The sequence below is a fragment of the Microcoleus sp. AT3-D2 genome (assembly GCF_036705715.1).
Taxonomy (GTDB): Bacteria; Cyanobacteriota; Cyanobacteriia; order Cyanobacteriales; family Microcoleaceae; genus Microcoleus.
The window spans coordinates 119,988-132,354 of the sequence record NZ_JAUBVE010000008.1 but is presented as its reverse complement, the minus strand read 5'-3'; the positions used below and the strand labels follow the sequence as shown (position 1 = coordinate 132,354).

Here is a 12,367-nt window from a genome sequence, read left to right as displayed (position 1 = left end):
ACTGTAATTAACTCATAATTTTGCCGGAAATATCATTCTACTATGTATTTGTGTAATTAATTGTGTCTGACTACTTACTACCCCTGAAAAATAGTTGCTTGAAAATGCTCTTAATTATCTATCTGGGGGAACTTAAGGTTTTTATGCGAAGCGCGGTGAATCGTTACATAAGTTTACATTAGGGTTGCCGATCGCCCAAAATTTGAAAGCTACCCGCATTTAATGTACTTGGTGATGTTGCTTCAAACTCTTGTGAGGTGGGCAGGAGGATCCGCGCAAATCTACGTGGCGCTTAGGTTTTAAAGGGGCTCAGTGCTCTGTGGGAACCATACCCTACAAGTGCGATCGCCCCAGACAATCCTTTATCCCCTACAATAAACAAGCAATTATTATATTTTGAGTTATCCTGTGAGTCCTACTGCCGAAGTCAGCAATACCCTAAATGCGGGTACTGTGCCAACTGTTACCGCTACCGCAGCCCGCCGCGCTGTTTTTCCCTTCACTGCAATTGTTGGCCAGGAGGAGATGAAACTGGCGCTGCTGTTGAATGTCATCGATCCCAAAATTGGCGGGGTGATGATTATGGGCGATCGAGGTACTGGCAAATCTACCACAATCCGCGCCCTCACTGACTTGCTGCCAGAAATTGAGGTGGTGGCTGACGATCCTTTTAACAGTCATCCCACCGATCCGGATTTGATGAGCGACGAGGTGCGCGATCGCACTTTATCTCAAACTGACATTAAAATCGCCCGCAAGAAAGTCCAAATGGTAGATTTACCTCTGGGCGCTACCGAAGACCGAGTTTGCGGTACGATCGACATCGAGAAAGCTTTGTCGGAAGGAGTTAAAGCTTTTGAACCCGGCCTTTTAGCTAAAGCTAACCGCGGCATTCTGTACGTTGATGAAGTCAATTTGCTCGACGATCATTTAGTCGATGTTTTGCTCGACTCCGCCGCCAGCGGTTGGAATACTGTTGAAAGAGAAGGCATTTCGATCCGCCACCCGGCTAAATTTATTCTCATCGGTTCCGGGAATCCAGAAGAAGGAGAATTGCGGCCGCAGTTGCTCGACAGATTCGGGATGCACGCAGAAATTCGGACTGTAAAAGACCCGAATTTAAGAGTGGAAATTGTCGAACAGCGATCGAGTTTTGACCAAAATCCGCCGGAGTTTCTCGCGAAATATCAGCACGAACAAGATGATATGCAGCAGAAGTTGGTGGAAGCTCAGGAAAGGTTGAAATCGGTAACTATCGATCGAGATTTGCGAGTAAAAATCTCCCAAGTTTGCGCGGAATTGGACGTAGACGGGCTGCGGGGCGATTTGGTCACAAATCGGGCTGCGAAAGCTTTCACGGCTTTGGAATGCCGCACAGAGGTCACAGTGGACGATATTCGCCGGGTGATGACTCTGTGTTTGCGGCACCGGTTGCGGAAAGACCCGCTAGAATCAATAGATTCGGGGTATAAAGTGACTAAAGTGTTCGATCGGGTATTCGGCCTAGAAACAACTGAGGGGTAATTGGTAATTGGTAATTGGTAATTGGTAATTGGTGGTGATGAAACCTTCCCAAATTTTCATACCTAATTCCCCATTTCCAATTACTAATTCTGGCAATGGAAAAACGAATTTTAGGATTAGATCCGGGCTTAGCAAATCTTGGCTACGGGGCAATTTCCTGTCAAATTGTCCCCGGCAAACAAGATAAAAACAGCGTTTCCATGATTGATTGCGGCGTCATACAAACAACGCCAAAACAGGAAATGGGACAGCGCTTGAAAACAATTTACGACGATTTGCACGAGGTAATTGAACAGATTAAACCTGATCTAGCAATTGCCGAAAAACTGTTCTTTTACAAGATGGGAAATACCATACTTGTAGCGCAAGCGCGGGGCGTTTTGACCCTAGTATTGGCGCAGCGTGGAGTGCCGTTATTCGAGTTTACGCCGGCTCAAATTAAGCAAGCTTTGACCGGCCGGGGTAATGCAGATAAGTCCGAAGTGCAAGAGGCCGTGGCGCGGGAGTTGGAGTTGGGTTACATTCCGAAACCCGACGATGCGGCGGATGCTTTGGCGGTGGCTTTGACTGGTTGGTACGATGATGATATTTGTCCGAAGAGAATACAATTGGAAACAGGAAAAATTTAATCTAATCTTTAGTCTCGCGTTGCGCGGACTTTGTTTGTGTAGTAGCGATTTCAATCGCCGATTCCTAATTCCCGTTCAAATCATCGGCAAATTAAGAACAAATCCGGGCAAGACATCTTCTCCCGATAAACTTACAGGAAATTGTACAATCTCTACTTCGCGAGAAGGGCGATAAATCTCCACTTTTTCGTCTAGAGGATTAATTAACCAACCCAAGCGTAAACCGTTGTTTAGATACTCCTGCATTTTCTCCTGAAGCGGCCGCAGGGGGTCTGGGCGCGATCGCAATTCAATGGCAAAATCAGGACAAATTGGCGGGAATTTCTCTTGTTCTTCTGCTGTTAAAGCAGACCATCTTTCTAAGCTAACCCAAGCCACGTCAGGCGATCGATAGCCATTATTAGGTAAGCGAAAAATTGTAGAAGAACTAAACACTCTCCCTAGCTGCATTTTACGGTTCCACAAGCCCAAATCTGTAATTAAATAGGCTTTTCGATTGCCGCTGACTCCGCCTACTGGTGACATAATAATGATTTCTCCTTTAGGTGTCCGTTCAAATTGCCAATCTCGATTTATCTGGCATAAACGGTAAAACTGTTCATCTGTTAGTTCGACAGTATCTAAGTTTAAAATAATGGTTGTCATTTTCTTATCTTTCCTCTCTTTAGTCCGCGCAGACGGACTTTGTTGTATGTGTAGAAGCGATTTCAATCGCCGATTAATCTATTTTAGCGCCATTTTATTGATAATGTGTGTTTTAAATCATATGTTGCACCATTCTCTAGAATAGGTTTTCCGGCTTGTTTCACAAATAGTAGATTTTCGGGTAAGGAGTAGGGTTGGGCAGGATAACCAGCCCATATAAGAGTTATTGATAATGGTGCAATATCTCAGTTTTGACGAAGAATTAACCCTTATATAATTCCTAATTTTTTAAGTTTTATTATCCGGTTTTTAGATAAAAGTGGTAATCTGGTTTGATTTATAAGGCTTTGTCATAGGAGACACTCTCTTGTTCAAACAATCCTAAAATACCCAGGCTAACGCCCCAATTGTTATAGGCTTCAGGATAATCTGATGAATTCTAAAAGTTTGTTAGAGGAGGATATCTCCCTTTTAAAATTCACTAAATCACATTGCTTATTACCTCAAGCGATACCACCGCATCCGTAGCGGCGATGCCCCCGTGCCCGCCCCCGCCCTGCAAAAATCGATCGCCAAACCTCCGCAACCAAGCTGCCAAATCACCATTTTTAATGCGTTTTGCGATTAAGAATCTCGCAACATCCCCTCTTCCCCAGCCCTCATTCACCCCTTCGATAAATTCCATCAACTTCGCCTCGTATTCCGCATCAGTCAAAGTTGGAGGAGCCCACTCTGTCCCCCCTTGCTAAGGCTGGAAGAAAGATTTGATCCTTCTTGTTCTCCTCCTTACCAAGGGGGCGTAAGGGTGGGTTAAAATGCTGTAGAGAAGTGCGGAGCACCCGCTGAATTAATTGTTTGAGGAATCGCCATATTCTATCCAACATTGGTGACATTTTGAGGCGGTTGGTTTTTTTGATTGTAGCAACAATTGCTGGGATTCGTCGTCAGTCGGATAGTCCGCCAGAGGTTGAAAAGGCGATCATCAAGATTTGTCGTTAGTCCCATAGTCCGCCTGGGGTTGAAACCCCTGTCTCATAGCGAATGTCCTCTGAAAGAGGACTAAAGAGGTACAAAATGTTAATCAATAGTTTATCTCCAAGTCCGCCAGGTGTTGAAACCGATGTCTCATAGCGAATGTCCTCTAAAAGAGGACTGAAGAGGTACAAAATGTTAATTAAGGATGACATTTTGAACATGATTAATTAGCTTTTAAATCCTTCTCATCAGTCCTCTTGAGAGGACTTCAGCTATGAGGCCGGGGTTTCAACCCTCGTCGGACTCCGCTATGAGACGGGGGTTGAAACCACATTGAACTATTGCACCAGTGATAAAATTCAAACAATCAATCCCAACCTCAAAAAAAATGCTATAATAGCAACTTTAATTGCTAAACTTATCCCACCAACAGAGAGCCCAGGAAAATAATATGGTGATTATTACCTCACAACAAATTGCCCAATTTCGCTCGCAATTAGCCGAATATCCCGAAGCCCTAAAAGCCCTAGACGCAATCGAAGATTGCGAAGGTAACATCGAAGATGCAGCGATATCTCTAGCAATTCAAGCCGGACAAGAACCGAATATATCAGAAAATTGGTTAGACGGATTAGCCAAAAGATGCCGCGTTGCTATCTGCAAATCAGAGGTTAAAGAAGAGTTGACAAACGGACAATTGAATGCAGCATTTAGAGATTTAGTTGCCGCAAAAATTTGCCCTGATATTTTGGTAACGTCGGTGATTATTTATGTATTTAAAACTGGGGTGGATGATTTTTGCGAGCCTCTCGAATATAAACTGTAAAGCCATCGCTGCATTTAAAAAGTAGGTGAGGCGAAGCTATCCCGAAGGGTAGGGAATCGCCCTCATTTCTCAAAACATGATACAACGAGGCGATCCTCTTCGAGGGCTTCGCTAACGCACTTTTTCTCTACCCCTGTGCACTACTGTACCCAGCCGGCACCAAATCCGGCGACAAACCCAAAGATTTCCCCAGCAAACGAGCAAGTTGCACTAAAAAATTAGCAGTATCTTCGTCACCTTCGCGGGCCATTGAAGCCGATATCTGGATTAGCATTTGCACAAATCCCGCATCAATTAAATCGGAACACGAACTCAAAACCTCTGGTTCTTGGCCGTTGGGGCAAGTAAGCACTCGCTCGATTAAGTTCAAATAAGCCTCTTGGCGTTCTGGATTCATTTTGGGAGGATCTGTACAGTAAATAATTTATTATTACGTTTAACTCAGTCCTGTCAATCAGGCGATCAAATATGCGATCCCCGTCTTTCCTCTAGAAACTCCATTCAGTCAGGAATAGACAAAAGTTTAAAGAAAAGATTAAGTTTCTCAATGCTAGTTTAGTCGAGGTAAGGTGCGCCGAAGAGCACCCTACTATTCAAGGGAATTAGGAATATAAAAAATGAAAATAGGAATATTTTTAGGAAATCTAGGAAACCCCGCCATCTACTATCCCAAACTAGCCCAAATCACTGGCGGAGTCACAGCCAGTATTTTTCTGTGCCAATTATTGCAATGGCAAGCACAACATTCCTACTCCGGCGAATGGGTGAAAACTAACAGCGCAGAAATAGAAAAAGCCACTGGTTTAAATCAGGAAGAACAGGAATTAGCGAGACAGCAACTTAAAGTACGATCGCTCCTGAAAGAAAAATTAACAAATCCTAACACGGACACCCTAGAACTCTGGGCGGACATTGACGCTTTCGAGGAAAAACTCAATAACTTTTGGACACCGAATCCGCCAGATATCATAACACAGATAAGCCGCGAAAGTCACAATCACCCTGTTGAAACCTGCCGCGAAACATCACCCCCAAATCATGTAGTTAAAACCGACAAATATTTCGGGCAACCCCGCCAGCAAATAGCCGTTGCTGTCACGCCTCATTACCGATTTAGCGGCCCTTGGAATTCTCAAGAACAACTGCACAACTTTCAGCGAGCTTTAGAAGGATATGCTCAAGAGCGTAATTTAGGATTTGGCAATCCTTCTGGATGGGCATTTAAAATTATTGACAGCATGACAAAAGGCTTAACCTCGACTTTTTGGGATGAATTTATCGCCGGAATCCCTTTAGGAGAAAGTCAGAAATTCCAGCGGGATTGGGAAATCGAGCCGGAAGTGCCTTATCCTGCTTTTGAAGAGGAGCGAATTCAGTATTACGTGCACAAAGGCGAACCGCTGGAAGCAGCAGTCTCTAAAGCCCGTGCTGACTTGAGAAACCCGGTTTTGGGCAAAGATTTGTGGGAGGGATTTTTGCGAAAGTGCGATCGGCTTGCTGATGATGCACTCAAAGCAAAACAGCAGGGCGTTGACACACCATATCTGCCGTCTTCCTTCAACGAAAAACCCCCAATCACCAAGGATAGCGTTATGCGGAAGTTAGGGGCGATCGCGCCTCAATCGGCCTTAAATCACTCCACATCTGAAACAATTGCTGAACCGCCAAAACTCGAACAAAAAGAGCTGCCCGCCCCTGCCGAAATCCCCAGTATTTCCTCTTTGCAAAAAGCTTACAAAACTCCTCTCGGTCGAAGTATTGTTGAAAAACAAATCGCTGCCAACCCAGAATGGGGCTACGAAATAGTTGACGGTGAAATAGTCGAATCAATCCCTTTTTAATGAGGCTGATATGAAACGAGTTAGCGATATTAATCCGCTGGGAGAAGAGCGACCAAATCCGTCTGACGAAGAGAGAGAAAAACTGCGGCGGGAGAGGTTGCAGCGAGAAAGAGATGAAGGATATCAAAAGTTAGTTGAACTCTGCAATTTAGGAGAATATTACATGGCAAAACAGCTTGCCAACCGCAACTATAATTGGGGTTATGAAATAGTTGATGGCATTGTGATGGAGAGGATAGATGGCGATGGTCTTCAATAAGGTATGGTGCGTCGCTATGAGATTTTCGATCGGATTTAAATATCTTCGAGGGCTACGAACCCTACAACTAAGAAATTAACATACCACAATGTCTATGTTAAAATTATAACTAAAACTTAAATCCCTCTCAAAATATGACAACAACTATTAACGCCAAAAATATAACGCTCGGTGAAGTCAGTCAATTTTTGAAATTCCAAGAGCAGCTTAATAATGACACGTACACAAATTTTTTATCCTTAGAATCCTTAACAGAGATAGAACAGTTAGAACTCGCCCAAATCCGCAACGATTTTCGCGAATACCTCTCAGTGGAAAGAGTCTCTGAAGGACTGGTACAGGCTTTAACTACGTTTCCCTTAATGCGATTGGCTGGCTTCTACCGCCGCCCCATCAAGATGAGTCTAGAACAAGACATTGCTAACATAACTATAGAAGATGAAGACACAACTATTACAGGCAGATTTGACATTTTAGCAATCAATAAAGAGAAACAAATTGCCGCTGATATACCATTTTGGATTTTAGTAATAGAATCTAAAAATAGTCTAATTGCTCCCCGCGCTGGTTTGCCCCAACTTCTAACTTACGCCTCTAAAAGTTTAGAATATCAAGAGTCTGTTTGGGGGCTGGCAACTAGCGGAGAGTTTTATCAGTTTGTCCATATCCGCAGAGGAAATCCCCCAACCTATCAGCTAATGCCCTTTCTGACTTTAATGGAACCCGAACCTTCAATTTTGTTGCTGCAAGTTTTAAAAGCTATTTGTAAGCTATAGCAGAAGGAACAAGAAGGATTAAAGTCCTTAGTACAAACACAAAAAAAGAGGCAGAGAAAATTCTCCACCTCCAATCTGCAATGACTGTTAACCTAAAAGTTAGATTAGCCAGCCAATACTTTTTAGTAGCCTCTGGTGTTCGGCTTGTGGACGATGAAGCTGAGCACTTGGCACTGCTTCACGTTGTCAAAACCCATAACGCGGATGTAGCAAGTAGGATTTTCTTGACGGCAAGCTTGAACTTCAGCCATGATTTCTTGGACGCTGCGAGCACCAAACAAAGGCAACTTCCACAGAGTCCAGTAGCGCATTTCAGCGGCAGAGGTTTCGTTGAATTCTACGCCGGGAATGTAGCCTTGATCCAGGATGTACTGGAGTTGCTTGGCAATTTGCGCGTCTGTCAGCGGGGGCAAATAGGACAGAGTTTCGTAACGACGCTCTTTAGGTAAAGTCTTCATTTTTGTATCTCTAAGGTGTGTGTTCGATCGCACTTGTCGATCGATTAACTCGACAAATTATCCAGATTCGGTTCAGAATCTATTGATGTTTCAGGATGACTGCTAGAAACAGACCAATTAAGTTGCGTAGTTCGCTCTAAATGCTGGCGTCTGTGTTCCATATTCGCCTGTTGAATGCCAGTACAAACCATTTCTGGCAAAAATTCCGTCACATCGTGAGCCAGATACTCTCGCACAGTCATGATCCGAAAGCCTAAATCTTGATTTTCCAAAAGCAACTCTTGAATATAAGCTTCTCCATCTTGGATTTTGCCCTTAGTGGAAAAGTCGTTCAACCAGATTGCCAGAGGAGGATTGGTTTCGCTCAACTGAGCGACCACCATCCGCACGGATTGATAGGTTAGGTAACTTGCCAGCACCTTAGCGGTGTCTTTCGCAACTTGTTTGAGATCCATTTTGACCCCAGCTCCCTCAAATTTTAGATTTTGGATTTTAGATTTTGGATGCAAACTTACAAGTAAATCTTCTTCAAAGATAAAGACTTCCCAGCAAGTTTGCGACCTAAAACCTAAAATCTCAAACCCAAAATCATCAAACGGTATCCATTGCCTCGAACTCAAACTTGATTTCTTTCCACAGTTCGCAAGCAACAGCCAATTCAGGGCTCCATTTGCAAGCTTCGCGAATAATGTCTCCGCCTTCGCGCATCAAGTTACGGCCTTCGTTACGAGCTTGGACGCAAGCTTCCAAAGCAACGCGGTTAGCTGCTGCACCAGGTGCGTTACCCCAAGGGTGGCCCAAGGTGCCGCCGCCGAACTGCAAGCAGGAGTCGTCGCCGAAGATTTCCACCAAAGCCGGCATGTGCCAGATGTGGATACCACCAGAAGCAACCGGCATGACACCGGGCATGGAGGCCCAATCTTGGGTGAAGTAAATACCGCGGCTGCGGTCTTCTTCGATGTGGTCTTCGCGCATCAAGTCTACGAAGCCCATCGTGATGCCTTTTTCGCCTTCGAGTTTACCCACAACTGTACCGGAGTGCAGGTGGTCGCCACCGGACATCCGCAAGCACTTGGCAAGCACGCGGAAGTGGATACCGTGGTTTTTCTGACGGTCGATAACTGCGTGCATGGCGCGGTGAATGTGCAGCAAAATACCGTTGCGGCGGCACCATTTGGCCAAGGTGGTGTTTGCAGTGAAACCACCGGTCAGGTAGTCGTGCATGATGATGGGGGTTTTGATTTCCTTAGCGAACTCAGCCCGCTCCATCATTTCTTCGCAGGTAGGGGCAGTTACGTTGAGGTAGTGACCCTTGACTTCGCCGGTTTCTGCTTGGGCTTTTTCAATAGCTTCTTGAACGAACAAGAAACGATCGCGCCAGCGCATGAACGGTTGCGAGTTGATGTTTTCGTCGTCTTTGGTGAAGTCCAAACCGCCGCGCAGAACTTCGTAAACGGCACGGCCGTAGTTCTTAGCAGACAGACCCAATTTGGGCTTAATTGTACAACCCAGCAAAGGACGGCCGTACTTGTTCAATTTGTCCCGCTCAACGGTAATACCGTGAGGAGGGCCTTGGAAGGTTTTCAGGTAAGCAATGGGAATCCGCAAGTCTTCCAACCGCAGAGCGCGCAGAGCTTTGAAACCGAACACGTTACCGACCAAAGAGGTCAGCAAGTTGGTGACGGAACCTTCTTCAAACAAATCCAAAGGATAGGCAATGAAGCAGATGTATTGGTTGTCTTCACCAGGAACTGGTTCGATGTCGTAGCAGCGACCTTTGTAGCGGTCGAGGTCGGTCAGGAGGTCAGTCCAAACAGTTGTCCATGTACCTGTAGAAGATTCAGCAGCCACAGCAGCGCCTGCTTCTTCTGGGGGAACTCCCGGCTGCGGTGTGACGCGGAAGGCAGCCAAAATATCTGTATCTTTCGGCGTGTAGTCCGGCGTGTAATACGTTAGTTTATAGTCTTGAACTCCGGCTTTATACCCAGCCTTTGATTGAGTTTGGGTTTGCGCGTAAGCCATATCTCGCTTCCTAGTATTCGCTTAATTTTTTTGCCCGATCGCAGGCTGTTAAAAATATATCAACAAAGTGTCACTATCCAATTTTAATATTCTTTTAATCATCATAAGTATTGTTTATTTTGCTTTACATTCCGAAAATATTTGTAACATATCTTATAAAATTCAAGCGGCGAAGGATGCAGGAGGAAAGGCTGGGGATCGCAGAGCGGGGCGGGAATTTTGAGCGATCGAAATATATTGTGCAGCGAGCCGAACAGCGGATCAATACGGTTTATGTAAAGAATTTAATACTTAAAAATCAGAATTGGTAATTGGTAATGGGGCCGGGGGAATTAGTTAGAAATACCTAAAGTTGTGGTTGGGAGTTAAGAGCGATCGCCCGATCGATCTCAACTGTTATTCAGTATGTAGCAATCCAAAATCCAAAATCTCAAATCTCAAATCCCGTGAATCTGAGACCGCTAACTCAAAAATCCACAGGATACCACATAATATGGACAGGGCTTGTGCAGCAAGAGCAAGCTCGTTTCTCAAACCAAATCCGTCGTTACAGCAATTTAACCTCGATGAAAACCTGGTTTCTGCCTTAACTGCGCGTAAGTCTAGTATGGATATTTAGTCCCATTTTTACTCTGGTTGTGCCTCACCCCCCTTCAAAAGCCGTTCACTGCATCAATCCAGATTGCCCAAGGCCCTACCCTCAGACTTGGGGCAACAATTTTTGTCATAGTTGCGGGGCTCCCCTGCGGCTAAAAAATCGCTACGTGCCTCTACAAAGCCTCGGTTCGGGGGGTTTTGCAGCGATTTTCACAGTTTGGGACACAGAAACTGAAACCGAGCGCGTCCTGAAAGTCTTGCTCGAAACGGCCCCGAAAGCGCTGAAACTGTTCGAGCAAGAAGCTTGGGTTTTGGCACTTTTGCGGCACCCAGGCGTCCCTAGAGTCGATCCTGACGGTTATTTTCACGTCCAAACGCAAAATTTTGCAGGGGGCGAGGGAAATCCTGCGGCGAAGCGGCTGCCTTGTTTGGTAATGGAAAAGATTCACGGCAAAACTTTAGAAGAGGTTCTCGACGAACACCCTCAAGGATGTCCGCAGGAATGGGTGTTTAGTTGGCTGAGTCAAGCTGTGGAAATTTTAGAGGAGTTGCACAGGTGTCAGATTATTCACCGCGACATTAAACCCTCAAATTTGATGCTGCGAGACCCGGAATCGCCCCAAGTTTTGCTGAGCAAGGGTTTGGGCGGACTGCAATTAGTGACTATCGACTTTGGGGGAGTTAAACAAATGGGCGGTGTCGAATCCGGGGGGAAAGATTCTCGGAGTTCGACGCGGTTGATTTCGCCCGGATACAGTCCGCCGGAACAAATTGTGGGCGGCGGTGTGGTGCCGGCGACGGATTTTTATGCGCTGGGGCGGACTTGCATTCATTTGCTGACAGGGAAGTATCCGGCGGAAATTGAAGATCCGATGACGGGAGAGTTGCGATGGCGCCACATTGTATCTGTGAGTCCGGCTTTGGCGAATTTGTTGGACGATATGGTGCGATCGAATGTGCAGCAGCGTCCGGCGACTGCTGGCGATGTTCGGGCGCGTTTGCAGGAGATTTATGCTAGGAGTAAGGGCAAAATCGCGCTCGCCCCAATGGGTCAAGCTATTGTAGAATTCTGCCGGCAAGTAGTGGTGGCGGGGGCGCAAAAAACGGCAAATTTGACGGTTTTGCTGTTCGGCGCGATCGCCCAAATCGTGGTAGCTTCTCTGGATACGGGCTGGGAAATGGTACTCGGTGGCGTTGGTGGAACTGCGGGGGCGATCGGCGGTTTGGTTTTGGGCTATGCTTCGCCTATAGGCCCGGAAATTGCCAGTTTTCTGAATCAAGGTTTGCAGCAATTAATTCCTAACATCACTTTCGCTGTCGGGCCGGAAGTGCTGCTGTTTGGGTTTGCGGGGTTCGGAACTGCGATCGGTTTGACGGATGCGGGGAGTTTTCGCCAGCAAAAACAGTATTGGCTGTCTGGATTGATGGGAGCTCAGGGTTATTTGTTGGCGGGTTTGTGTTGGATGGAAGCAACAGCTTCTAGCGGTGTGCAGGGGGTTATTTTAGGAGCTTTTGCGATCGCCTCTTTGACTGTGGGAATGGGTTTGCGGAGTCACCAATTAGTTCACGCTTTGGTAGTGGCTGTTTTCTCTACGGGAATGTTTCTGTTTCTGAATGCTTGGAACATTTTTCCGGGGAGTTTCTTTGGGATTTTGTCACTGTCTAACGTTACCTTCGGCTGGCTGCAAGTTTGGGGTTCAATTGTATTCTTTGGTTTGTTGGGAAGTGCGATCGGGCTTTGTTTGGGAGTTAGTCATTATTTAATTGTGCCTTTGTTGCGGTGGTTGGGTTGGAAGTAGGAATTAACACCAAATC

General features: G+C 45.8%; 13 protein-coding genes. 7 read left to right on the top strand and 6 right to left on the bottom strand.

Features of this window, described 5'->3' with window-relative positions:
* Positions 1–408 precede the first annotated feature (408 nt).
* Positions 409–1,524, top strand: a complete 1,116-nt coding sequence (bchI, locus tag QUB44_RS05845) for a magnesium chelatase ATPase subunit I (protein WP_445299871.1) — start codon at positions 409–411, stop codon at positions 1,522–1,524.
* Positions 1,525–1,619: 95 nt separating this feature from the next.
* On the top strand, positions 1,620–2,153 hold the full coding sequence (gene ruvC / locus QUB44_RS05840) for a crossover junction endodeoxyribonuclease RuvC (RefSeq protein ID WP_333364265.1): 534 nt from the start codon (positions 1,620–1,622) through the stop codon (positions 2,151–2,153).
* A 75-nt stretch (positions 2,154–2,228) separates the two neighbouring features.
* Here the strand turns inward: ruvC and QUB44_RS05835 are convergent, their stop codons facing one another.
* Complete coding sequence (locus QUB44_RS05835; protein ID WP_333364262.1) at positions 2,229–2,798, bottom strand: Uma2 family endonuclease; 570 nt, start codon at positions 2,796–2,798, stop codon at positions 2,229–2,231.
* Between the two features lie 481 nt (positions 2,799–3,279).
* On the bottom strand, positions 3,280–3,513 hold the full coding sequence (locus QUB44_RS05830) for a hypothetical protein (RefSeq protein ID WP_333163260.1): 234 nt from the start codon (positions 3,511–3,513) through the stop codon (positions 3,280–3,282).
* Positions 3,514–4,224: 711 nt separating this feature from the next.
* Here QUB44_RS05830 and QUB44_RS05825 point away from each other — a divergent pair.
* Positions 4,225–4,599, top strand: a complete 375-nt coding sequence (locus tag QUB44_RS05825) for a hypothetical protein (RefSeq protein WP_333138433.1) — start codon at positions 4,225–4,227, stop codon at positions 4,597–4,599.
* A gap of 127 nt (positions 4,600–4,726) precedes the next feature.
* On the opposite strand, the gene QUB44_RS05820 is transcribed toward QUB44_RS05825, so the two are convergent.
* On the bottom strand, positions 4,727–4,996 hold the full coding sequence (locus QUB44_RS05820; RefSeq protein ID WP_172187985.1) for a hypothetical protein: 270 nt from the start codon (positions 4,994–4,996) through the stop codon (positions 4,727–4,729).
* A 220-nt stretch (positions 4,997–5,216) separates the two neighbouring features.
* On the opposite strand from QUB44_RS05820, the gene QUB44_RS05815 reads away from it, so the two are divergent.
* From QUB44_RS05815 to QUB44_RS05805, 3 genes are all read left to right on the top strand, one after another.
* Positions 5,217–6,440, top strand: a complete 1,224-nt coding sequence (locus QUB44_RS05815; RefSeq protein ID WP_333364259.1) for a hypothetical protein — start codon at positions 5,217–5,219, stop codon at positions 6,438–6,440.
* 10 nt (positions 6,441–6,450) lie between these two features.
* The gene (locus QUB44_RS05810) at positions 6,451–6,699 is read left to right on the top strand and encodes a hypothetical protein (RefSeq protein ID WP_333364256.1); all 249 of its coding nucleotides are present in this window, start codon (positions 6,451–6,453) and stop codon (positions 6,697–6,699) included.
* A gap of 134 nt (positions 6,700–6,833) precedes the next feature.
* On the top strand, positions 6,834–7,475 hold the full coding sequence (locus QUB44_RS05805) for a restriction endonuclease subunit R (protein WP_333364253.1): 642 nt from the start codon (positions 6,834–6,836) through the stop codon (positions 7,473–7,475).
* A gap of 122 nt (positions 7,476–7,597) precedes the next feature.
* Here QUB44_RS05805 and QUB44_RS05800 read toward each other — a convergent pair whose 3' ends face one another.
* The 3 genes from QUB44_RS05800 to QUB44_RS05790 all read right to left on the bottom strand — a co-directional run bounded on the left by QUB44_RS05800 (position 7,598) and on the right by QUB44_RS05790 (position 9,955).
* A complete protein-coding gene (locus tag QUB44_RS05800; RefSeq protein ID WP_333163249.1) occupies positions 7,598–7,933 on the bottom strand; it encodes a ribulose bisphosphate carboxylase small subunit in 336 nt (111 codons plus the stop codon).
* Positions 7,934–7,977: 44 nt separating this feature from the next.
* A complete protein-coding gene (rcbX, locus tag QUB44_RS05795; RefSeq protein ID WP_333150391.1) occupies positions 7,978–8,388 on the bottom strand; it encodes a RuBisCO chaperone RbcX in 411 nt (136 codons plus the stop codon).
* A 136-nt stretch (positions 8,389–8,524) separates the two neighbouring features.
* Positions 8,525–9,955, bottom strand: a complete 1,431-nt coding sequence (locus QUB44_RS05790; protein WP_333163247.1) for a form I ribulose bisphosphate carboxylase large subunit — start codon at positions 9,953–9,955, stop codon at positions 8,525–8,527.
* A gap of 638 nt (positions 9,956–10,593) precedes the next feature.
* Here QUB44_RS05790 and QUB44_RS05785 point away from each other — a divergent pair.
* Entirely contained in the window at positions 10,594–12,351 is a 1,758-nt protein-coding gene (locus QUB44_RS05785; protein WP_333364250.1) for a serine/threonine-protein kinase, read from the top strand.
* Positions 12,352–12,367 lie beyond the last annotated feature (16 nt).

Coding starts and splice junctions, on each gene's coding strand:
- ruvC (WP_333364265.1), top strand. CDS start 1,620: ATGGAAAAACGAATTTTAGGATTAGATCCGGGCTTAGCAAATCTTGGC.
- QUB44_RS05835 (WP_333364262.1), bottom strand. CDS start 2,798: ATGACAACCATTATTTTAAACTTAGATACTGTCGAACTAACAGATGAA.
- QUB44_RS05825 (WP_333138433.1), top strand. CDS start 4,225: ATGGTGATTATTACCTCACAACAAATTGCCCAATTTCGCTCGCAATTA.
- QUB44_RS05820 (WP_172187985.1), bottom strand. CDS start 4,996: ATGAATCCAGAACGCCAAGAGGCTTATTTGAACTTAATCGAGCGAGTG.
- QUB44_RS05815 (WP_333364259.1), top strand. CDS start 5,217: ATGAAAATAGGAATATTTTTAGGAAATCTAGGAAACCCCGCCATCTAC.
- QUB44_RS05810 (WP_333364256.1), top strand. CDS start 6,451: ATGAAACGAGTTAGCGATATTAATCCGCTGGGAGAAGAGCGACCAAAT.
- QUB44_RS05805 (WP_333364253.1), top strand. CDS start 6,834: ATGACAACAACTATTAACGCCAAAAATATAACGCTCGGTGAAGTCAGT.
- QUB44_RS05800 (WP_333163249.1), bottom strand. CDS start 7,933: ATGAAGACTTTACCTAAAGAGCGTCGTTACGAAACTCTGTCCTATTTG.
- rcbX (WP_333150391.1), bottom strand. CDS start 8,388: ATGGATCTCAAACAAGTTGCGAAAGACACCGCTAAGGTGCTGGCAAGT.
- QUB44_RS05790 (WP_333163247.1), bottom strand. CDS start 9,955: ATGGCTTACGCGCAAACCCAAACTCAATCAAAGGCTGGGTATAAAGCC.